General features: G+C 48.6%; 26 protein-coding genes. 12 read left to right on the plus strand and 14 right to left on the minus strand.

All coding sequences use genetic code 11. From position 1 onward, the window contains the following. Positions 1–23: 23 nt before the first annotated feature. From GQF01_RS15860 to GQF01_RS15875, 4 genes are all read right to left on the minus strand, one after another. Positions 24–446: a pyridoxamine 5'-phosphate oxidase family protein gene (locus tag GQF01_RS15860; RefSeq protein WP_161407727.1), complete on the minus strand. Its 423-nt coding sequence runs from the start codon at positions 444–446 to the stop codon at positions 24–26. A gap of 138 nt (positions 447–584) precedes the next feature. Continuing rightward, positions 585–2,348 carry a B12-binding domain-containing radical SAM protein gene (locus tag GQF01_RS15865; protein WP_161407728.1) on the minus strand — a complete coding sequence of 588 codons (1,764 nt, stop codon included), beginning with the start codon at positions 2,346–2,348 and terminating at the stop codon, positions 585–587. 98 nt (positions 2,349–2,446) lie between these two features. After that, positions 2,447–2,671: a hypothetical protein gene (locus GQF01_RS15870; protein ID WP_161407729.1), complete on the minus strand. Its 225-nt coding sequence runs from the start codon at positions 2,669–2,671 to the stop codon at positions 2,447–2,449. A gap of 388 nt (positions 2,672–3,059) precedes the next feature. Next, a complete protein-coding gene (locus tag GQF01_RS15875; protein WP_161407730.1) occupies positions 3,060–4,403 on the minus strand; it encodes an FAD-dependent oxidoreductase in 1,344 nt (447 codons plus the stop codon). A gap of 132 nt (positions 4,404–4,535) precedes the next feature. Here GQF01_RS15875 and GQF01_RS15880 point away from each other — a divergent pair, with 132 nt between their 5' ends. Continuing rightward, positions 4,536–5,570 (plus strand): LacI family DNA-binding transcriptional regulator, encoded by a 1,035-nt coding sequence (locus GQF01_RS15880; protein WP_161407731.1) that lies wholly within the window; start codon positions 4,536–4,538, stop codon positions 5,568–5,570. Between the two features lie 43 nt (positions 5,571–5,613). Here GQF01_RS15880 and GQF01_RS15885 read toward each other — a convergent pair whose 3' ends face one another. Beyond that, the gene (locus tag GQF01_RS15885; RefSeq protein WP_161407732.1) at positions 5,614–7,101 is read right to left on the minus strand and encodes an alpha/beta fold hydrolase; all 1,488 of its coding nucleotides are present in this window, start codon (positions 7,099–7,101) and stop codon (positions 5,614–5,616) included. 153 nt (positions 7,102–7,254) lie between these two features. Then, positions 7,255–8,157 carry a hypothetical protein gene (locus GQF01_RS15890; protein ID WP_161407733.1) on the minus strand — a complete coding sequence of 301 codons (903 nt, stop codon included), beginning with the start codon at positions 8,155–8,157 and terminating at the stop codon, positions 7,255–7,257. Between the two features lie 354 nt (positions 8,158–8,511). On the opposite strand from GQF01_RS15890, the gene GQF01_RS15895 reads away from it, so the two are divergent. Beyond that, complete coding sequence (locus GQF01_RS15895; RefSeq protein ID WP_235959937.1) at positions 8,512–9,456, plus strand: RluA family pseudouridine synthase; 945 nt, start codon at positions 8,512–8,514, stop codon at positions 9,454–9,456. 21 nt (positions 9,457–9,477) lie between these two features. Then, positions 9,478–10,434 carry a D-2-hydroxyacid dehydrogenase gene (locus GQF01_RS15900; protein ID WP_161407735.1) on the plus strand — a complete coding sequence of 319 codons (957 nt, stop codon included), beginning with the start codon at positions 9,478–9,480 and terminating at the stop codon, positions 10,432–10,434. 353 nt (positions 10,435–10,787) lie between these two features. Here GQF01_RS15900 and GQF01_RS15905 read toward each other — a convergent pair whose 3' ends face one another. Both GQF01_RS15905 and GQF01_RS15910 read right to left on the minus strand, forming a co-directional pair. Then, a complete protein-coding gene (locus tag GQF01_RS15905; RefSeq protein WP_161407736.1) occupies positions 10,788–11,627 on the minus strand; it encodes a 1,4-dihydroxy-6-naphthoate synthase in 840 nt (279 codons plus the stop codon). Between the two features lie 2 nt (positions 11,628–11,629). Continuing rightward, positions 11,630–12,268: a futalosine hydrolase gene (locus tag GQF01_RS15910; RefSeq protein WP_161408212.1), complete on the minus strand. Its 639-nt coding sequence runs from the start codon at positions 12,266–12,268 to the stop codon at positions 11,630–11,632. 187 nt (positions 12,269–12,455) lie between these two features. Between GQF01_RS15910 and GQF01_RS15915 the strand changes: the two genes are divergently transcribed. From GQF01_RS15915 to GQF01_RS15955, 9 genes are all read left to right on the plus strand, one after another. Further along, a complete protein-coding gene (locus GQF01_RS15915; RefSeq protein WP_161407737.1) occupies positions 12,456–13,061 on the plus strand; it encodes a DUF2087 domain-containing protein in 606 nt (201 codons plus the stop codon). Between the two features lie 120 nt (positions 13,062–13,181). Continuing rightward, complete coding sequence (locus GQF01_RS15920) at positions 13,182–13,283, plus strand: YjcZ family sporulation protein (RefSeq protein ID WP_157317989.1); 102 nt, start codon at positions 13,182–13,184, stop codon at positions 13,281–13,283. 71 nt (positions 13,284–13,354) lie between these two features. Beyond that, on the plus strand, positions 13,355–14,422 hold the full coding sequence (locus GQF01_RS15925; RefSeq protein ID WP_202556464.1) for a glycosyltransferase family 2 protein: 1,068 nt from the start codon (positions 13,355–13,357) through the stop codon (positions 14,420–14,422). A 4-nt stretch (positions 14,423–14,426) separates the two neighbouring features. Continuing rightward, entirely contained in the window at positions 14,427–14,876 is a 450-nt protein-coding gene (locus tag GQF01_RS15930; protein WP_161407739.1) for a GtrA family protein, read from the plus strand. 20 nt (positions 14,877–14,896) lie between these two features. Continuing rightward, entirely contained in the window at positions 14,897–15,187 is a 291-nt protein-coding gene (locus tag GQF01_RS15935; RefSeq protein WP_161407740.1) for an alpha/beta-type small acid-soluble spore protein, read from the plus strand. A gap of 102 nt (positions 15,188–15,289) precedes the next feature. Next, positions 15,290–15,733 carry an Hsp20/alpha crystallin family protein gene (locus GQF01_RS15940; protein ID WP_157317986.1) on the plus strand — a complete coding sequence of 148 codons (444 nt, stop codon included), beginning with the start codon at positions 15,290–15,292 and terminating at the stop codon, positions 15,731–15,733. Positions 15,734–15,898: 165 nt separating this feature from the next. After that, entirely contained in the window at positions 15,899–16,117 is a 219-nt protein-coding gene (locus GQF01_RS15945; protein WP_161407741.1) for a hypothetical protein, read from the plus strand. 63 nt (positions 16,118–16,180) lie between these two features. After that, on the plus strand, positions 16,181–16,663 hold the full coding sequence (locus GQF01_RS15950; RefSeq protein ID WP_161407742.1) for a hypothetical protein: 483 nt from the start codon (positions 16,181–16,183) through the stop codon (positions 16,661–16,663). Positions 16,664–16,686: 23 nt separating this feature from the next. Continuing rightward, positions 16,687–17,022, plus strand: coding sequence for a hypothetical protein (locus tag GQF01_RS15955; RefSeq protein WP_235959790.1), 336 nt, complete (start codon positions 16,687–16,689; stop codon positions 17,020–17,022). A gap of 20 nt (positions 17,023–17,042) precedes the next feature. On the opposite strand, the gene GQF01_RS15960 is transcribed toward GQF01_RS15955, so the two are convergent. From GQF01_RS15960 to GQF01_RS15985, 6 genes are all read right to left on the minus strand, one after another. Further along, the gene (locus GQF01_RS15960) at positions 17,043–17,312 is read right to left on the minus strand and encodes a hypothetical protein (protein WP_161407743.1); all 270 of its coding nucleotides are present in this window, start codon (positions 17,310–17,312) and stop codon (positions 17,043–17,045) included. Between the two features lie 18 nt (positions 17,313–17,330). Next, the gene (locus GQF01_RS15965; RefSeq protein ID WP_328803469.1) at positions 17,331–17,636 is read right to left on the minus strand and encodes a spore germination protein; all 306 of its coding nucleotides are present in this window, start codon (positions 17,634–17,636) and stop codon (positions 17,331–17,333) included. Between the two features lie 82 nt (positions 17,637–17,718). After that, positions 17,719–18,057 carry a 50S ribosomal protein L33 gene (locus GQF01_RS15970; RefSeq protein ID WP_161407745.1) on the minus strand — a complete coding sequence of 113 codons (339 nt, stop codon included), beginning with the start codon at positions 18,055–18,057 and terminating at the stop codon, positions 17,719–17,721. Between the two features lie 174 nt (positions 18,058–18,231). Then, complete coding sequence (locus GQF01_RS15975) at positions 18,232–18,456, minus strand: DUF1128 domain-containing protein (RefSeq protein WP_161407746.1); 225 nt, start codon at positions 18,454–18,456, stop codon at positions 18,232–18,234. A 126-nt stretch (positions 18,457–18,582) separates the two neighbouring features. After that, positions 18,583–19,239 (minus strand): TetR/AcrR family transcriptional regulator, encoded by a 657-nt coding sequence (locus GQF01_RS15980; protein ID WP_161407747.1) that lies wholly within the window; start codon positions 19,237–19,239, stop codon positions 18,583–18,585. Between the two features lie 53 nt (positions 19,240–19,292). Further along, entirely contained in the window at positions 19,293–19,934 is a 642-nt protein-coding gene (locus GQF01_RS15985) for a YigZ family protein (protein WP_161407748.1), read from the minus strand. Positions 19,935–20,009: the final 75 nt, after the last annotated feature.

The following is a 20,009-nucleotide window of genomic DNA, read 5'->3' on the forward strand; positions in this document are numbered from 1 at the left end:
GGTTTTTTCAGGAAACCCTTGAATTACCTCTCCCAGATCTGTGGTTCAGCCTCTCCGCTCCTATATTCCATATACGAAGGCGTTATGTCCAGGACGACGAAGTTAGGATCCTGTGGGCCGTCAAACCACTTTGCCATTTCGTCCGACCACAATTTTTCACGCAGCGCATTATCCTTGTTTATCGTCGCTGTTGCTTGAATCTGCAAAATATCAGAGGACTTTTTCCCGTCATACCCGACTAGAATGTGAACATTGGGATTATCCTTCACCTCGTCCACTTTATCTGTCTTCCGACTCGTGGCCAGATACAGGGTCAGCCCCTCATGATGCAGCGCCATATAGCGGACTTTAGGTTTGGCTCCTTCAACCGTAGCAAACGAGCAAATTTTATTTGCGTCCAGCACTTTTTCAATTTGCTCTTCCAGTTTATTCTTCGTTTCGATCATGCAGATAATCCCCTTTCATATTAGGTGCTAGTTAGTAAGCAGCCTGTGAGTCAACTCCCCTAGATTACCCTGAAAAGGCACGTTTTTATGCGAAAAGCCCCACGCCCATCATCGTAACGACGGGTGTGGGGCTTTCTTTTATACAGTTGCAGTCTGGTGCATCGGCATGCTGTAGCAGCTAGCTGTAAGCTGGGCATCCGGCGGGAAATGAACGATAAGCAGCTCTTGGCTGGAATTATCAATCTCACCTGTTTGCAGATAAGTCTGCAAAGCGAAAGGCAGCACTTCAAGCATCGCATGCTTGTGCAGATCTTTCTCATTGATACGAAGAAGATGGAAGTCGCCGCTTGCAAGCTCTGGCTGCTCAGCCAAAAGCTTGAGGAAAGCGTTCTGCTCGGACTTCTCCAGTGTGAAATCCCACCAGATTTTACGCGGCTTATACTTATGCCCCAAGAAATAATCGAGCTTCATGAGACCTTCGATAACAGCCATATTCTTGGCTTCACGCTGAAGGAGGAACTCGCGCAAACGGGTAAACAGATCCTCGAGCTGATGCCCGATTTTCTGCCAGCCGCGGCCTTCCCAGAAGTCACCAAACTCTTGGAAGAAATCGAATGCCGATGCGAATTCATGAGCAATCAAGTATTTGACGGTATGGTCCATTCGGTGCGCATTCCAATATTTCTCGAGCACATCCTCAACCCGCTTGATGCGAATCAAATCTGTAAAAGGGAGGATGTCATTCCCGAGAATCTCATATGGGGCATGATCCATATACACGTAGCCGTACTTATGCGCGTCTTTGCGCATCCCGGTGCCTCGCAGCATTTTGAGGAAACCAAGCTGCAGCTCCTCGGGTCCTAGCTCAAATACATCATTAAACGTCTTACGGAATGAATGATAGTCTTCTTCCGGCAGACCCGCGATTAGATCGAGATGCTGATCGATTTTGAAACTATTTTTCACCTTGGAGACAGTTCGGCTCAGCTTCATGAAGTTCTGCCTGCGCTGCACGAGCTCATTCGTGGTGTCATTCGTCGACTGTACGCCGATTTCAAAGCGGAACGTGCCCGGTGGTGCATTTTCAGCCAAATAATCAAGAACCTCCGGCCGCATAATGTCCGCCGTAATCTCGAATTGGAACACGACTCCGCGGTGATTGGCAATCAGAAACTCAAAAATCTCCATCGCATAGTCACGCTTGATATTAAATGTCCGGTCAACGAACTTGATCAACTTCGCGCCAGAATCAATTAAATACAGAAGGTCCGACTTCGTCCGTTCCATATCAAAGTAGCGTACGCCGACTTCAATACTGGAGAGACAGAACTGGCAAGAGAACGGGCAGCCGCGGCTCGTTTCGAAATACACAACGCGATTAGCCAAGCTTGGCAAGTCTTCGGTAAACCGGTGCGGAGACGGGATATCGTCGAGCTTGAGCTTCGGTCTGCCCGGCATTAGCACGACTTCTTCGCCTTTGCGGTATGCAAGGCCATACACGAAGTGGTATTTGCGTGTTGTCGAAATTTCCGTCAGCAACTGGTGGAAAGTCTCTTCGCCTTCGCCCATAACGATAAAGTCAACTTCTGGAATACGTTCCATCCAGTATTCGGTATCGTAGGAAACTTCAGGACCACCGAGCACAATGAGAATCTCGGGCCTGATCTTCTTAATCATTTTAATAATATGAATCGTCTCTTCAATGTTCCAAATGTAACAGGAAAAGCCCAGCACGTCCGGAGCCTTCTGGTACAGGTCGGAGACAACGTTCATCACTGGGTCTTTGATCGTATATTCGGTAATTTCAACATCAAAATCCTTCTCGCAGAACGCTTTCAAATAGCGCAGTGCCAAGGATGTATGAATGAATTTGGCATTCAGTGTCGTTACTAGTACTTTCATTGTAAAAAGACCTCGTTCTATTCTCGTTTTTCGTACTCTCTAATTCTACACGAAAACCGAGGAAATACAAAGGAGCGAAGAATGGCGCGCTTCGTAAGTTACAGTACCATATCATCATCCAGCTGCGGATTTTCATAGGGAAACTGTAGATAGGAAGCTTCTTGGATCGCATTTTTCCATCTTTCGGCGTGGGAGTGGAGCTGCTGCTCGACATCTTGAATTCTCTGCTGCAGATCACTGCTGCTGTCAGCCGTTCCACTTTGCAACGCCTGCTGCAGGGATGTGCGTTCTTCGAACCACTGCGTTAACTGGTATAAAAGCATAGGGAATTCCACCTTTTCTCAAGATTGAGTAAGTATAAGTATTCCCGATGCGTGGGTGGGGCATACCGCCGTGTTCTATCTCAGTACTCTTTTTCACGCAATACCCAATTTCCACCTCAGCTGCCAATAACAAATTCCAATAACCAAGCAGCAGATCCTCCTAAGCCTTTCTTAGGGAACTGTGGTCCCCTATTCTGGAGAATACAACGTTTTCCTCTTAATAGGGGGAACTATAGTGTCTTATTTCCCGCCCATGACATGTTTTTCACGTAAAACTGGTAAAATAGAAGACTCTAGTTCCCTTCACAGGCGGAAACCGTGTTTTTTCTGAGAAATAGCGTACTGTAGTTCCCCAGAAGCAGTGTGGTGAGCTACTTTCCAACACAAACTACGAAAGCAAAGCCCCGTCCTGCACTAGCACAGCTTGCAGTTCGGCAATATCGATCTCGCCCGGCAGTACGCCGTGCTTAACAGCAAGACCAGCAGCAGAGCCGGCCGCTTGCCCCGTTGCCATGCAGCTCGGCGTCAGGCGCGTCGTGGCTAACGCCTCGTGCGTCGTCGAGATGCAGCGCCCTGCGGTAAGCAGATTCTCGATTTTTTGCGGAAGCAGGCAGCGATATGGAATGTCATAAGCCCCATCGCCCTCAACCCAGGCAGCGGTCACGCCCTTGCCGGAAGGATCATGGATGTCGATGGGATACCCGCTCCGAGCGATGACATCCTCAAAATGGCGGCCTTGCACGACATCGTCCACCTGCAAAGCATACTGGCCATCGATGCGCCGCGTTTCGCGAATGCCGATCTGGGCGCCGACGGATGAAATCGACGCCTTCTCGAAGCCAGGCAGATTATTCTTCATGAATTCCGCCACCATCAACACCTGCTTGCGCCCAAGCTCTTCCGCTTCGGTCAAATCCTCCACATTGGTGCCGTCCAGCCCTTGCACACGCGTAGTATTGACCAGTACTTCGTCGTCTTCAGGTCCAGTAAAAAAGAGCACCTGATCGCGATTGATCGGCAAATTCGCTTCTTTCCAGTGCTTGAAGTATCCCAGAACACCGGAAAGCGGCAGCTCAGCCAACTCGGAGAACGGCGTTTTTTTATAAAACTCATCGGGATGGTCGATCATGTATTGTTTCACGCCCGCCAAATCCACACCGCGCATGCGGAATTTCATCGTCATTGGCTGTGTCAGCTTATCCCCGTCACGGCCCTGCAGGCACGGTGCTCCTGACAAGTACGCTAGATCAGCATCGCCTGTCGTGTCGATAAAAACTTTGCCGCGCACATCCATTCTCCCGGATTTGGACGTGAGCTGTACCGATTGAATGCGGTTATCTACCGTTTCTACCTGATCGACGAAGCTGTGAAAAATCAGCTTAACCCCTGCTTCCTTGAGCATATCCACGGCCAACACTTTGTAAATCTCAGGATGATAAGGCGTTATCGTGTTCACGAAACCAACGGTATCTCGGAGATGCCCCGGCGAGGCATTCATCGCCATAAGTCGATCGATAATCTCCTGCGCAAGCCCTTTAATCACCTGCTTGCCGTCCGTCGTATGAAAGGTCATCCATGGATAGACTAGCGCAGCCGTCGACATCCCGCCAATAAATCCATACTTCTCGATCAAAACCGTCTTAGCCCCGCTCCGCCCTGCTGCAATAGCCGCATTAACACCCGCTGGACCGCCGCCAACAACAACGATATCCGCTTCTATGATTTTATTCATATCAATCTCTCCCTTGTATAAAGTTCAGGCCACTATCTCGCTTTTCCCAAGTATAGTTGAAATTTTACTTTCAATTTAGTTTAAAATTAGTTTAAAATTACTACATACTTGTACAAGGGGACTACGGAACTTATGCGCAAAAGAATAACGCTCCACGATCTCGCAGCTCAGCTTGGCCTAACGATTCAAACAGTGTCCAAGGCACTTCGCGGATTACCTGGTATGTCTGAACAAACACGAAGTGAAGTGTTTAAGCTTGCCCGCGAGCTTGGGTATATGACCAAAGATCAGAAGCAAACGCTGCAGCTTGACCATATCTCGCCATATCCCGTTGTTCAGCGCAGATTCGTGCTCGTTCAAAACAAGCAGTCTTTGAATTTCAATCGTTTGCTGCTGCAAGGTCTCCATGAGAGGTTCATGGAATTCGGACATACCGTCCAGCCGCTGCTCATTCCACCGGATCTGAAGCCCTCACACTTTGAAAGCTGGGCGGAAGATCAGGAACTGCTCTATGCGGAGGGAGTGTTCATCGCACCGCGTATGAATCATGATCTACTGGAGCAGAAGCTGCTGGAGCTGCCGCTGCCGCGGATTTTGCTCAATTTCCCTCCGCCAGAATCTAGAGTGGACAGCGTCATTTGGGATGTTTACGAAGCGATGTTCCAGGCCGTACGCAGGTTAGTCCGCATGGGACATCGGACGATTCTGTACGTGGGAGATACGCGAGATCAGAGAGGTTTTGTTATTCGATGGCAAGCATTTTGCGAAGCAATGAAGGAAGCTGGTCATGCCGTCGATGCGCGGGAGCACGCGACCAATCGAGACGGCACAGACAATTGGCTGCACGATGTCGAGCAGCTCTATGAACTGCGCAAGCCGACGGCCGTTATTTGCGGCATCGACGAAGAGGCTGCGCCCGTGTACTATACGCTGCGCCGAATGGGCGCGCTAATTCCGCAGCAATGCTCATTCATCGCGCTGCTCAATGAGCAAACCGACACGCTCCCTTTGTGCTCACGCCCGCAGCTGCCCATCAGGGAATCAGGTTATCGCGCCGCAGACCGGATGCTCTGGCGGATCGCTAACCCCCATCTCCCATTTGAACACGTGCGACTGCAAGGGGAATTTTTCACGGGAAGCACACTATCTGTGCATAAGTCAAAGTGATATCAGTCCAATAAAAAAGAGGGCAGCCCTACTTAGCTCCCTCTTACTCTTCTTCGCTTGTATAATAGTTGGCGAGCTTTCTAAATTCAGCTGCTTTCATTAAATTCCCCCTCTTTTTCTCCTGCTCAGACATCCATGCCGAAAGAACGCCCAGCCTGAATTCTGCTCTTGCTTTCATTTCAATGAACCATTGGTCAAAAATACCTGGCATAATTTCCTTCTGACGCATGAGACGAAATAATCGTTTGCAGCTCTCATACATTTCCATTTCGTTATCTTCGTGATGCAAGGTCTGTTTGATATACTCGAAAAAATCAAGAAGATCACACTCGATCTTGCCCTGCAGATACAAATGCTTACGATCCGTTTTCAAAATTGAATTCTGATCTTCCTCGTAGGTGAGTAACTTTTTCAAATAGTTCAGGTACACCTTTAAATTTCTCAAGGCAATAGGTAAAGGTAGGGCAGGAAATATCGCATCACACAGATCTTCTCTGGTGCAAGAAGGGCGTAACACCAAGTAGACCAAAATATTTTGGGCATACCGTTTGTTCCAGCCATTCAATATCTCTTGCCCGTTCAAGGTTACTCGAAAGCCAGATAAAAGTTCCACTTTCATGACGGGCTCGTTGTTCTTCCTAATTGGGAGCAGGGTTTGCAAGAAAGAATCCCACATGTGTTGGACAGAGCTTGCAATTTCCGACTGTTTCACGCTTTTAGCTGCAGCAGGACTATTCATCTTCCTCTTGATAAATGCTTTGATCCACTGCACGGTTACATCAGGCTGATCAATAAACAGCGCATTCCCGGCATTGGGAACGACATAAAACGTAGCATCCGGAATAAGCACCGCCGTCATATTTTGGAAAGAAGAAGGATAAACTGTATCACATTCCCCAGCAAGCAGCAGGGTGGGACTTTGAATCTGTGATAATTCACTTATAGGCCGCTGCTCGATCTGCAACTGAAATAGTTTAGTATAATTTTCAACGGGCACGTCTGCATACATGTTGTACAAACGCTGAGCCTCCTCGTGTCGAAACGGATAGACCGTTAAGGATGGGAGAAGGAAATGTTCGAGGATGTAGGTCATGCCGTATTTTTCAATCAAAGCCATATAGTTCTTAATGACGGTGCTCCCATTCATCTCTGGAAATAGCACATTAATCGAAATAAGGATGAGGCACTTGACTAACTTCGGGTATCTGGCAGTGAAAAAAATGGCCAAGGACCCTCCAAAACTATGGCCTATCAGGTGAAACTTCTGCAGATTCAAATGCTGGATCAGCGCATAAATATCATCAACAAACAGGTCCCATGAGATCTCGCCTAAGGTTGGTTCACTTGATCCGCATCCACGCAAATCAACAAGGAGAAGATGATAGTCCTCTTTTAACCCGTCAATTAAATGTCCCCATCGTGAGGAGTCAAAACCGTTTCCATGGAAAAAAACAATCGTTTCTTCGGAGTCGCGCGTGGAAGTAATACATTCATAGTAGAGGCTAACGCCATTGACTTGCGCAAAAGACACCGATGCACCACCATTCCATTCTATGTTAGGTTATATCATATAAGGAACGGGACATTTAAACAATATGACTGGCTGTACAAAAATCTTTGGAGGTTTCAACCTTTCCATACGAAAAGGCGCAATCCGAAGAGTGCACCTGCCAAATCTATAACATTAATTTGCAATGCGCAGTGGCATTTTGACAATCACCATGGCGTTGGCAATAGTAACTCGGTAACCTAGATTCACAGCCTCAGAAATCATCATGACAACATGCGCTTGATGCAAAGTGGTTGCGGGAAAAAACCTTTGGTAAACGGTTAGAACATCCTCATACACCAGCTCCAAGATTTCAAACGGCGGCAACACCGCGTTATAGTACTCATCAACGAAGGCATCGCTTTCTATGAATACATCATCTGTAGGCAGCTTGTACCCTCTGGCCTCCAGAACAATTTTGGCAATCCGATTGCCTTTAACCGCCGCATAACAAATAATGTTGTCTCTCAGAAGCTGAGTTTCTTCCTGATTCAAAACGCGTAAATGCGGTGCTGAACCCGTCAGGAAAACCTCCCACATGGTCTCCAGCATAACCTGCATATTCTGCAATAAGGTGTCCGCATTGTCGTCGATCCCCACTTTAGAATTGCACAAGATCGTTTCACGGTTATCATTTAGTCTACTATTCACAGTTGCCATATAAGAATCTAGTTTGGCTTGATTCCGCTTCATTGCTGCTATCTCTTGGGCAACAACGCCTTTTTCCATCTGCTCCTTCATGGCCTCTATGAATGATTTCTGTTTCCCTACGTACCATAAATAACGGCCTGTACCCTGCTCAAAAGAACCTTCAATCCAAACAACAGGCTGAGCATCGATCGTATCAAACCCGAAGTCAGTTGTATGCAGCAACGGGAACATCTCAACCGTTTTTTTATTTCGGTCAAAAAATGCGATATAATGGTTCGTCACTGCAAGAAAACCCTGACTAGCGCCAGGGTCGCATGCATCTATGAGGAAATGCGGTGTTTCGCTGGTTTGCTCCCGAATATACGTGATTGCTCTCGTTCTATACATAAACGTCCTATACAAAAATTGAATCCCTTGCAAGAAGATCCTTCGTGCTTGCCGGAACGTTGACAAATCGGTCGATTTTCCCATTTTGAAAAGTACCCGCCTTCCATCTATGTAAGGAGCATAATCCCTATTGATATGTTCTTACTATACGCTTTCGGCGGTTACACAAAAGTTACAGGAAACCTAAAATTCCGTACCAACGTTTCTATTGTTTTTATGAACATGATATATTGTTAGACATACACGATTAGATCGGCGTGCGTATTTATTGAAAAGGAGGCCCTTTTTATGCCCAAAAAGCAAAGCAAGCATCAAAGCCCTAACAAAAATCCAAATCACAACCCCAAGCTTAAAATGAGCAAGAGCCAAACGCATAAACCTGTTTCAATCAAGGCCGTCACGGAGGCGAACGCTCGCCAGTATACGGTTAAGGAGGCAACCGAGCTGCTGCCTTTCTTATTGGAGAAGCTTTCCGGCGCAGGCCGAAATTCTGTGAAAGCCACACTGGCCCGGGGTCAGGTTTCGGTAAATGGAAAAGCCGTCACAGCTTACAATCACCCCCTGCTGCCGGAGCAAACAGTAACGATTAGCAAAGAGAAGATCGTGGAGAATATCCCACTCGCTGGGATGTCCATTTTGCACGAAGATGAGGATGTTATCGTTATTCAAAAGGACACTGGGCTGCTATCGATCGCGACCAATCCAGAGGAAAATCAAATTACCGCCTACCGACAGCTGACGGCACATGTGCGTAATCATGATCCGAAAGCGCGGATTTTCGTTGTGCATAGACTGGATCGGGATACGTCAGGTGTCATGATGTTCGCCAAAAACGAAAAGGCTCAGCAGCACCTGCAAAACACCTGGCAGGATAGCGTGAAAGAGCGTACATACGTAGCTCTGGTAGAAGGATTGGTCAAAAAACCAGAGGGCACGATTTCTTCCTGGCTGAAGGAGCATGCCAAATCTCTTAAAATGTACTCCACCCCTTATCCGAATGACGGTCAGCACGCAGTAACACATTACAAAACGTTGCAAGCAAACCGGAGCTTCTCCTTGCTCGAAGTTAATCTGGAAACAGGACGTAAGAATCAAATCCGCGTCCACATGCAGGACATCGGACACCCTGTCGTCGGCGATAAGAAATATGGTTCGAAAACGAAGGAAATTGGCCGTCTGGGACTTCATGCGCGTGTACTTGCCTTTGTGCATCCGACAACGGGGGAGCTGCTGCGTTTTGAGACGAACATTCCGAAGTTGTTCATGAACCCTTTCCGTGAGCTGCCCGCAAAAAAATAAGCAATTAGGAGACTTCACAAAATGCGAATTGTTGTGCTTGACGGTTATACGTTAAATCCCGGCGATTTGAGTTGGGATGGTTTACACGCTATTGGAGAGGTTACTGTCTATGAGCGCACCGCTGAATCACAGATTGTCGATCGCGCGACTGACGCTGACATCGTGTTAACGAACAAGACCCCGCTTTCTGCTGCTACCTTGCAGCAGTTGCCGAAGCTTCGCTACATTGGCGTCCTTGCAACGGGCTATAACATCATTGACTTACAAGCCGCTAAGGAGCACAGCATTCTTGTGACCAATGTTCCTGCTTACAGCATGCAATCTGTTCCTCAGTTGGTTTTTGCTTTACTGCTGGAATTTTGCCATCGGGTACAACAGCATAGTGATAGTGTTGTAAAAGGAGATTGGTCGAGCTCGATCGACTTCTGCTACACGGTATCTCCCCTTATGGAGCTTAGCGGCAAAACAATCGGACTTATCGGCTTAGGCCAAATCGGCAAACAAACAGCACTCATCGCCAAAGCCATGGGCATGAACGTAGTGGCAACAGGCAGCGGCAGACGCACACCTGAGCCTGTCGAAGGCCTTACTTGGGTGCCGCTGGAAGAGCTGCTGCAGCACTCCGATGTCGTCTCTCTTCACTGCCCGCTGACCCCTGAGACCAAAGAGCTCATTAATGCAGAGCGAATTGCACTTATGAAGCCTACGGCTATTCTCATAAATACGGCAAGAGGCGGTCTTCTGAATGAAGCCGATGTTGCGGAGGCCTTGAACCAAGGGCGTCTGGCTGGCGCCGGGCTCGACGTGTTGACCGTAGAGCCTCCAACGTCGGATAACCCCCTGCTGCATGCGCGCAATGTGCTTATTACGCCGCATATTGCTTGGGCGACTCAGGAAGCTCGTGCTAGGCTGATGACGATTGCTGTTGGTAATGTGCGTGCCTTTCTTGATGGGCAGGCACGGAATTTGATTGGGTGAATCAAAGGATAGGAAAAGAGGGCCGAGATTCCAACGTTGTTGGAATTTCGACCCTCTTTTTGGTTATGGTGCTCCCAGCGTGTCCCGAGGGAACTACAGGGCGTTATTTGGCGTGAATAGTGGGAAATAGCTGACTTCGTGGAACTACAGGGTGCTATTTCCGTTCTCGCCGCTGATTCTCTCCGAGAATCGAGAGAATAGCGGACTCCAGTTCCCTTCGCTGCCGGGAAAAGACGGTTTAACCCAAAATAGGGGACTGTAGTTCCCCCTATTTGGTTCCGAGGGTGGTTCAGGGTAGCACTTGGGCGAGGCAAAGCTACAGCAAGGCTGAGATTGGCATTGCACAGCAGAATCTACTTCAGCAGTGCCGCATAATCCATCTGCGGCACAATGCCTGCCTCTGCTGCGCGCTGAAGCAAGGTCAACACAGCGCCATAGCCGTCATCGCCAAGATTAGCGGTGAACTCGTTCACGTACAGGTTGATGTGCGCCTGAGCGACCTGCGGGTCCATCTCCTGCGCGTGCTGCATCACATAGTCGCGCGAAGCTTCCGGATGCGCCCACGCGTACTCTACAGAGGCGCGGGCCCAGCCCGCAAGCGCCTCAAGATCCATCGTGCGCCGCGCTACAATGGCGCCGAGCGGGATCGGCAAGTTGGTATCTTCTTCCCACCAACTGCCCAAATCTTTGAGAAGCGCTAACCCGTACGACGGGTAAGTAAAGCGCGCTTCATGAATCACTAGGCCGGCATCAATTCGGCCGTCCCGTACGGCAGGCATGATCTCGTGGAACGGCATGACCACGATTTCACCGACGCCGCCGGGAACGTTCTGTTCCGCCCACAGGCGGAACAGCAAGTACGCGGTCGAGCGCTCGCTTGGCACGGCGACCCGGCGGCCGCTAAGCTGTGCCGGGTCAGGATCTGCTGCGCCGGACTGCGTCAGCACGAGCGGGCCGCAGCCTCTGCCCAAGGCGCCGCCGCAGGGCAGCAGCGCGTACTCCTCCAGCACCCATGGGAGTGCGGCGTATGAGATTTTGAGCACGTCGGGGCCAGTGCCTTCGGCAGCCAGCTTGTTCGTTATGTCGATGTCGGCATATAAGACATCCAGCTCTGGAGCGCCAGGGATTAAGCCGTGCGCCCAAGCATGGAAGACAAAAGTATCATTGGGACAAGGTGAATACGCAATTTTCATTTTTAAAGCACCTCCGCTAAGACTGAACTTGCTGCTTCTAAAGCTTGTAGAGCATCGCCGATGCGCCAGGCATCGCGGTCACGTGGACCGACCGCGTTGGAAATCGCGCGGATTTCAATCACAGGCACACCGCGCATTGCGGCGGCCGTGGCAATGCCGAAGCCTTCCATGGCTTCGGCAGCAGCTCCGGGCACGCGCGCCGCTAGCTGAGCTGCGGTAGCCGCCGTCCCGGTGGCTGTCGCTACCGTGAGCACCGGCGCAGTGCGCGCGCTAAGGCCGGCGGCCGTGAGCGCCGCCGTCAATCGCTCGGCCGTACCCGCTGCAACGCTGATGCGCGTTGTGCCGAAGCCGAGCTCATCGAGGGAGCTGAAGCCGTCGAGCAGCTCCACGCCAAGATCCGCGGCGATGATTTCGCTCGCGACCACAAGGGATCCGATCTCCGCTTGTCCGGGAAATCCGCCGGCAATACCACATATAACAACCAAATCATAGTGTGCTGCGGCAAGCACCATTGCGCCATTAACAGCCGCTGCAGCAAGACCTACGCCGGCCAAAGCAAATTCAAACCTGCTGTCATGACCAAGCCCCCGCTGCACAGCATCTCTTTCAGGCGCTACTGCCGTCATAATAAGTACACGCATTATTAGGCCAATCCCCTTTTTAATCAACAACCATGATAACTACTTTATAGATTATTTTACATGACTAGGACCAAATAAGAAACTTTTGAACACTTCCGCGACAGCCGTCTTGACTTCGATAACTAATTTAATTATTATCTAATTAGATGATTGATAAATTAGTTTTGATTAGGAAGGTGCGCCTGCCATGCAGTTAGATAAAATTATCACCTACCACAAAGCGCTGTCCGACGCGACGCGTATACGCATGCTCATTTTGCTAAGAGACGGGGAACTGAACGGTCAAGTGCTTGCCGAGAAATTAGGCGTTACACCCGCTACAATCACCCATCATGCTGCCAAACTTCGCGAAGCCAGCCTCATTCACGAACGCAGAGACAAGAATACGATTTACTTCGCATTAAACGAATATTTTATTCGCAGCAACGCCAGCGCGACAGCTGACCTCATTTTCAAAAATCAGAAAGGAGAATCAGCATCCATGCAAACAGAAGACACACGCCAGAACTTGAAGCAGTCCATTATTCGCAATTTTTTCACGCAAGACGGTAAGCTCAAACATATCCCTTCTCAACTTAAAAAGAAGCTAATCGTACTGGGGCATCTCATCGATCAGCTCGAAAAAGGACGCACGTATACGGAGAAAGAGCTTAACGAGTGGATTAAGCAGTTCCATCCCGATTTCGCAACGATTCGCCGGGAGTTTATTATGCATCAGTTTATGTTCAGGGAAAACGAGATCTATGAGATGAATCCGCCCGAAATGTGGGCCAAATGGGAAACCTTATCTTGATCGGCTCCGCATCGTAACGTCATATGGACACGTCCCCAAATAAAATGACGAATATGGACATTCATCCATACGCCATCTAGATGAATGACATATAGTAATTTTATGAAGGGAGGGATAGACATGAGTTGCGGATGCGGAACAACCTACAATGGAGCTGCTGTAGTCCTCGTTTTATTCATCCTCTTGGTTATCGTTCTAAGTACCTTCGGATTTGGTTGGTAATGACTTATGAAAGCGGCTGGGACGATGAATTCGTCTCGGCCGCTTACTTTTTTGTGAGCTTTTACGTTATAATGGAAGCCTGTATCACTCTTATTACCTACTCAGGATGGAGACGAGGAATTGTGGCTACTCCGATTTTAACCATTGTAGTTCCTTGCTATAACGAAGAAGAAGTCCTTCCGGAAACGGTATTCCGGCTCAGCGGCGTAATCGACGCCCTCATCACAGATCATCTAATCGCAAGCACGAGCACCATGCTCTTGGTTGATGATGGCAGCAAGGACGCAACGTGGTCGCTTATCGAGCGCTTTCACGCCTCAAACTCCTTTGTTACCGGGCTAAAACTGGCCCGAAATGCAGGTCATCAAAGCGCTTTGCTTTCCGGTCTCATGCACGCCAAAGCTTATTCTGATTGTGTTGTATCCATCGATGCAGATCTTCAGGATGATACGGACGTTATCCGAGAATTTGTCCTCAAATTCCGGGAAGGCTACGATATCGTGTACGGTATTCGGCAGGATCGATCGGCAGATACTTTCTTCAAGCGGGCAACTGCGCAAGGCTTTTATAAGCTAATGACTTCCCTTGGGGTGAAAATACATTACAATCACGCAGATTTTCGCTTAATGAGCAAGCGTACTCTTGATAATTTGGAGAAATTCCAAGAGGTTAATTTATTCCTGCGTGGCATGGTGCCGCTTCTTGGCTTCCCGTCTGCTCAGGTGTACTACGACCGTAAAGAGCGTTTCGCTGGAGAATCGAAATATCCACTGCGCAAAATGCTAGCCTTCGCTTTCGACGGCATCACGTCTTTCAGTGTAACACCGATCCGTTTCGTCACATTAATGGGCTTCGTCCTGTTCCTTCTCAGTGTCGTTGCTGGCTTATATGCCATTATCGGCAAACTGCTGGGAGCCAATGTGACGGGCTGGACTTCACTGGTCTTGTCGGTATGGTTCATTGGCGGTGTGCAGCTGCTAGCGCTTGGTCTAATCGGTGAATACATAGGAAAAATATATAAAGAAGTGAAGCAGAGACCGCTTTTTGTCATTGAGAAGGTGTTGAAAGGGAGCGCTCAGGAACAGGATGAATTACAGGTAAATTCGCCATCCATCCCTACTGCTTCGAACCGGCGTTAACATGATGCAACAACGATTATTGAGATTGTTATCAGGCAGCTTCTTACGATTTCTACTTGTCGGTGTATTCAATACGCTCGTTGGTCTTTCGGCCAGCTTCGCTTTCTTCAATTTGCTGCACTTGAACTATTGGCTCTCGACATTCGCGGGAAATACGCTAGGGGCTATCGTCAGCTACACGCTTAATCGAACATTTACGTTCCGTTCGAATGCCAGTGTGGGCAGCAGTTGGTGGAAATTTGCGATCGTTATATTAAGTTGTTATGGCTTGTCATATAGCTGCGGTCTGCTGCTTTCTGAAGCCGCAGGCGCACTGTGGCCTGACTTGCAGGCAAACTGGCTGCACAATGCCGCTATTTTAGTTGGAAATGGCTTGTATACCATTGGAAATTATTTGGGACATAAATATTTTACATTTCGGGCTAATGGTCCCACGACCAGAGGGGTATCCTAATCACCAAGAGGTGATGCCTAATGGCACGTAGAAGAAGCAACCGGGCCATCGTGCCCGGATCCGAACATGGACTCGGAATTCTTAAAGCGCAAGTCATGCGAAATCAAGGTTATCATGTGAATCCAGAACGGCCTGATTTGGTCAAATATGAGGTCGCTCGAACATTGGGTGTTCCCCTGCAGCAAGGTTACAACGGCCAATTAAGCTCGGAAGACGCGGGCAGGATCGGCGGTCCAATTGGCGGGGCAATGGTGAAGGAGCTCGTTCGTATGGCGCAGCAGAAATTAGCGGAGCAGCGGCCTCCGCAATGATCCGCTTCCCAAGAGTGCCATAATCCGCCGCGGCTGTACATAAACTAATAGCAAGCTGCTTGCAGCGCTATTTTCTATGCAAAAGTCAGGTGATGATGGTCGATGAATCCTCCAGGCAACCGTCCGCCTAAGCCCGATTGGAAAGGGCTCACGGCGCAAGCCGGCGATGTGCTGGGCCCTGAATTCTGGCAGGACATTGCCAGTATCATCCCGTTAACCGGGCCAAGAATCGATATGTATGAAACACCGCAGGAGCTCGTTGTTGTCGCGGAGGTTCCCGGGTTGTCCGCACCCGAGCAGATTCAGCTTTCTTTCCGTGATCAATCGCTGTTAATCCGAGGACATCTAGTTAGGCCTTATCAAGTGCTTGATGAGCAAATGAGGCTGTCCGAGCGTTTCTTCGGGGCCTTCGAGCGTACCATTCGTTTACCCGGAAGAGCTTTGACCGAACAAATGCGGGCGCAGTATCATAACGGTCTGCTTATCATCCGCATTCCTTTGGCACCACCCGATGGGGAGAAAGTTATTCCTATTCAGTTCACATAACGTTCAGCCACCCTAAGCTTGCCGGAGACACCGTCACCTGCCTGCAATAGGATCAAGGCTGGGCGTTATTTGTCTTGCGATTTTGGAAAAGAGAAATGAATCTTCGTTTGTCCCCATATAGTTAAAAGAGAACATTCGGTAAAAACGAATTTGGAGGGGATTATTGTGGTACGCATCCAATTTCAATCCATTCATATCGACAGCCTCGCGGCATCTTCCAGTGTGAACAAGGGAACGAATCGGATTGTCGGCAGGCGGCATTCCGCGAAGACCAACCAGGGACTCGGAGAAGTCAGTGGCGAGGGCAATGTTGTAATTGGCGGCAAGCATGTCGTTAACGATGGGGACCTCTTTGATTTCAAACCATTTATCCGAAAGAGCTGAGAAACAACCATGTGGTTTCAAAAGAAAAAATCGCCGCCTCCCAAACCGCAAGGAGCGAGTACTGTGGCACCATCTCAAGTCGGAGCAGCTGCTCCCAGTAGACATGAGCCCGCCTCTGTCGCTACTTCTACTTCCCTTACCGTTCAGCAATTAGAAAAGCGTCTGAAAAAATTAGAAGACGAGTTATCAAACCTGACCGCCAAACATCCGCAGATTCATATAGATACCCTGCATGTTCATCAGCCTGTCTTGGAAAATCTGACCTTTCGTTTGGATCACTTGGATATCAAAGAGCTGAGTGGCTCTTTAAATTTGGGGAACAACTTCGGGGCCAAGCCGAATGAGAAAAAAGGCCCTCTCGATGAGGCTTTTCAGCGTACTCAAGTGTCAAAAGAGCCGCCTGTTGCCGCTTCACGGCCCACCCCCACTAAATCTAAGGGAGAGTCCCCCGCGCAGGCGGAGTCCGGCAACGACGGCGCAGCGTCATCGACAGAGCGAACTTCCACTGGCTACAAATACACGCCGCCGCAATCCAAAACGAAATGAGGTGTTTCCCCTTGTCATCCTTCATGTCACCGACTTTTATTATCGGCTCGATCCGAATCGGATCGGTGGAAAGTGCTTCTTGTATCAATATGGGCAACAATTGGCCCACCGATTTCCAGAGCAATCAGAAGACTGTACAAGGCTTTGGCGAAGTAGAAGGCGACCACAATCAGTTGGTTGGAACACGCTCCATGCTCAACGACTCCGACTTCCTCGATATGCTCAATATCGGTGATAATGAAACACCTGACTGGCTCCAGGAGATGATAACTGCGCAGGCGGAAGCCTCCGGCTTCACCCCAGCAACAGGAGCCAAAAAGCCGGAAGAGGCCGTTAGCACGCCGCAAACGCCGGATTGAAGACGCGTTGAAGCTGCCTTTTAGACACGGCCAATAACGAGATCCCCTTTGGTGTAAGGTGCGTCGATAATGTCATTGTCGTGAACCGTATTAACATTACTCACGACATAATTGTTCTCGCCGCTGACCTCGCCAAGACCGGAATTCGACTTACCGCTTGTTGTCCAGTACACTTGTGTATTCGTCCCGATAAAAATACCGGAACCATCCGATATCGCATTCACATGAATAGAGTCAAACTGAATGAGCGGCGGGTCTAGAGGAATGACGGGAAGAGCTGCTCTCTGCATACGACTCACCTCACTCCATTAAGCTTGATTCGTGACTGCCGGTTTGAAATCCTGATCATTGATTGGAGCATCAATAAAGTCATTATCATAGATGAAATTCACAATATTGGCGGAGATCGAATTGCCGATGAACTCACCGGTTCCGTAATTGTTCTTACTGTGCGAATCCCAGCTCGACTGTGCGTTCTCACCGATCCCGATGGTGGCATTGGTGTTCTGATTGTTGATATTGATCATGTTAAAAACGATAGAACTCGGCATACTGCTCACTCCTATCAAGGTTGACAAGGCTATGGGATGAATCCTGTATGCTAGCCTATTCATTCGTCAACCAATTGGTGTACGATTCTCATAAACGCAAAAAAAGGGCTGCACCGTTTCGGCACAGCCCCTTCCTTCTACCTTCCTACCAGAAGCCTCCAAAGCCTCCAAAGCCAGGGCCGAAGCCACCGCCAAAGCCACCGAAACCAGGGCCAAAGCCTCCTCCAAAGCCTGGGCCAAAGCCACCATAACCAAAGCCGCCACCGAATCCAAATGGTGCAGTACCAATTGCTAACAGGTCAAACAGTACCAAAGGGATAATCGCTTTAACTTGAACTTTTTTACCTTTTTGTGGAGAAACGATCAACGTGTTTCCACTGATTCTTACCAATTTACCGGACACGCTTGTTCCGTCTTTCTTAAGAGCCACAATTTGTTTGCCGACCAATTTACGAACATCTGATTTACGAATTTGGGATGCCACGAACGTCCACCTCCTTTTAGCCACCAGGGATACATTGCTCTACAGTGTACTCCTGTGTAGGTAACATCGCTTGGATAGCTGTCCACCCATTCGGAAAAATAGTCATTCGTCTATAAAAAAATGCCGCTTTTCCAGGTCATACGCCTAGAAAAACAGCATTTTATCAATAAGTGCTTATCCTTTACGAATCTTTCCAAGCTCTGTTGTTATAGCATCGATCTCGCTGATACTGAATCTATCCTTACTTGCGACAATGTCGTACAAGTCTTTCAGATCTTCATACACTTCCTCTTTCACGTTAGAGGCCTTAATCGAGCCCCCCGTAGCCATGCGTAGCTTCTTCTTTATTTCTTCAAACATAAATTCCACATTTTCTTCCGACCAATTATTTAAATCCATGTTAGACCCTCATCCTTCCCAGCTGTTCTTTTCCCTATATTAATGCACATGAGTGCTAATGTAAAATACAAGCTTCGCGCACGGCAAAAAAAAGAAGAAAGACCATCGTCTCTCTTCCTTAACTAGTTATATGGCATTGGTGATCGGCAAATGCGGTCCCACCATTTTGACAAGCGGGCGCTGCTGCTCATGAGAATCTAGGTCCAAGCTTACACAAATAAGACGAATGTGCTCATCTGCCAGCCTGCGGGCTTCTTCATAAGTAATTTTAAACTGGATGCAATACGATATAAGGCCGTGTAGAGACATAAACAAATTCCAAGGAAGAGTAAATCTTTTGCTTTCGAAGCCAGGCTGGTCCGTTACAACCTGACGAACGACGATGGAGAACATTTCGAGGCATTGCGCTTGTTCAGTACGGGAATACTGCTGCAGTTCAGGTTCATTCAGCATGAACATCATTTCATAGTGGTTCGGATTAGTAAGGCCAAACCAGACGAATTCCATCATTAACTTTTGAAGCAAATTCACGCTAAATCCATGTTCACGTACGATCATCTCCCGTTGACGCTGCATCAGCAGGGAAAAATCGTCTTTAATTAACGCGTAAAATAGTTCGGCTTTCTCTGTAAAATGGTAATATAACGCCCCATGACTGTACCCCATTGCTTTTGCGATGCTGCGCATCGTTAAAGCGCGATAGCCGAAAGTAGCGAATAAATCCCGCGCCTCGGTAAGTATTCGTTCTCTGCTAAGCTCTTGCGCGACTGCTTTCCTAGCCATTCCAATCCCTCCGCATCCTTAGCCTATTTAATTTTGTTTAGTCTTGAACCTGCCTATCCGGGCAGGTTCTTGTGAACGACGTACTCGTTCTCTCCAGCGATAATCATACCTTGACCTTGCGTAAAATCTGTTGCCCAGTTGATAAATGCATCCGCAGCTCCTGCTAAAGGAAAACAATTTACTGTTACTTTATCAGTAAAATCGATATCCCCGAGAAGCATTCCCTGATTTCTCAGTTCATTCTCAATTTTGCCATACCACGTATAATCAACCTCAATCATCACCCTCTGATGATTCACTTTGTAAACGGGTTGTGCAGCTTCAATGCCCACCACGGCTCCATCCGTATAAGCCCGAATGAGTCCGCCCGCGCCGAGCATGATACCGCCGTAATAACGAGTTACGACGATTGCAATATTCTTGAGCCCTTGATGCTTAATTACTTCCAGAATCGGCTTTCCTGCCGTGCCGCTCGGTTCTCCGTCATCAGACTGCTTCTGAATCTGGTCCCTGTCTCCGACGACATATGCACTACAGTTATGGGTAGCCGTCTTGTGTTCCTTCTTGATCGCTTCTATAAACTGGGCAGCCTCTTCTTCTGACTCCACAGGTTTGGCATGACCGATGAAACGCGACTTCTTGATGATGATTTCCGACGATCCGTACGATTGGATTGTTTTGAAATTTGCTAGCATAGCCGACCTTTCTTGGTAGAAGGAAACAACTGTTTCATTACATTCTACACACTAGTTTTGACTTCGACAATATTG

Origin of the sequence: Paenibacillus silvestris, from assembly GCF_009882985.1 — a bacterium.
Taxonomy (GTDB): Bacteria; Bacillota; Bacilli; order Paenibacillales; family NBRC-103111; genus Paenibacillus_E; species Paenibacillus_E silvestris.

Excerpts from the sequence above, each read along its gene's own strand:
- GQF01_RS15860 (WP_161407727.1), bottom strand. The coding sequence starts at position 446 with ATGATCGAAACGAAGAATAAACTGGAAGAGCAAATTGAAAAAGTGCTG.
- GQF01_RS15865 (WP_161407728.1), bottom strand. The coding sequence starts at position 2,348 with ATGAAAGTACTAGTAACGACACTGAATGCCAAATTCATTCATACATCC.
- GQF01_RS15870 (WP_161407729.1), bottom strand. The coding sequence starts at position 2,671 with ATGCTTTTATACCAGTTAACGCAGTGGTTCGAAGAACGCACATCCCTG.
- GQF01_RS15875 (WP_161407730.1), bottom strand. The coding sequence starts at position 4,403 with ATGAATAAAATCATAGAAGCGGATATCGTTGTTGTTGGCGGCGGTCCA.
- GQF01_RS15880 (WP_161407731.1), top strand. The coding sequence starts at position 4,536 with ATGCGCAAAAGAATAACGCTCCACGATCTCGCAGCTCAGCTTGGCCTA.
- GQF01_RS15890 (WP_161407733.1), bottom strand. The coding sequence starts at position 8,157 with ATGTATAGAACGAGAGCAATCACGTATATTCGGGAGCAAACCAGCGAA.
- GQF01_RS15895 (WP_235959937.1), top strand. The coding sequence starts at position 8,512 with ATGAGCAAGAGCCAAACGCATAAACCTGTTTCAATCAAGGCCGTCACG.
- GQF01_RS15900 (WP_161407735.1), top strand. The coding sequence starts at position 9,478 with ATGCGAATTGTTGTGCTTGACGGTTATACGTTAAATCCCGGCGATTTG.
- GQF01_RS15905 (WP_161407736.1), bottom strand. The coding sequence starts at position 11,627 with ATGAAAATTGCGTATTCACCTTGTCCCAATGATACTTTTGTCTTCCAT.
- GQF01_RS15910 (WP_161408212.1), bottom strand. The coding sequence starts at position 12,268 with ATGCGTGTACTTATTATGACGGCAGTAGCGCCTGAAAGAGATGCTGTG.
- GQF01_RS15915 (WP_161407737.1), top strand. The coding sequence starts at position 12,456 with ATGCAGTTAGATAAAATTATCACCTACCACAAAGCGCTGTCCGACGCG.
- GQF01_RS15920 (WP_157317989.1), top strand. The coding sequence starts at position 13,182 with ATGAGTTGCGGATGCGGAACAACCTACAATGGAGCTGCTGTAGTCCTC.
- GQF01_RS15925 (WP_202556464.1), top strand. The coding sequence starts at position 13,355 with ATGGAAGCCTGTATCACTCTTATTACCTACTCAGGATGGAGACGAGGA.
- GQF01_RS15930 (WP_161407739.1), top strand. The coding sequence starts at position 14,427 with ATGCAACAACGATTATTGAGATTGTTATCAGGCAGCTTCTTACGATTT.
- GQF01_RS15935 (WP_161407740.1), top strand. The coding sequence starts at position 14,897 with ATGGCACGTAGAAGAAGCAACCGGGCCATCGTGCCCGGATCCGAACAT.
- GQF01_RS15940 (WP_157317986.1), top strand. The coding sequence starts at position 15,290 with ATGAATCCTCCAGGCAACCGTCCGCCTAAGCCCGATTGGAAAGGGCTC.
- GQF01_RS15955 (WP_235959790.1), top strand. The coding sequence starts at position 16,687 with ATGTCACCGACTTTTATTATCGGCTCGATCCGAATCGGATCGGTGGAA.
- GQF01_RS15960 (WP_161407743.1), bottom strand. The coding sequence starts at position 17,312 with ATGCAGAGAGCAGCTCTTCCCGTCATTCCTCTAGACCCGCCGCTCATT.
- GQF01_RS15965 (WP_328803469.1), bottom strand. The coding sequence starts at position 17,636 with ATGAATAGGCTAGCATACAGGATTCATCCCATAGCCTTGTCAACCTTG.
- GQF01_RS15975 (WP_161407746.1), bottom strand. The coding sequence starts at position 18,456 with ATGGATTTAAATAATTGGTCGGAAGAAAATGTGGAATTTATGTTTGAA.
- GQF01_RS15980 (WP_161407747.1), bottom strand. The coding sequence starts at position 19,239 with ATGGCTAGGAAAGCAGTCGCGCAAGAGCTTAGCAGAGAACGAATACTT.
- GQF01_RS15985 (WP_161407748.1), bottom strand. The coding sequence starts at position 19,934 with ATGCTAGCAAATTTCAAAACAATCCAATCGTACGGATCGTCGGAAATC.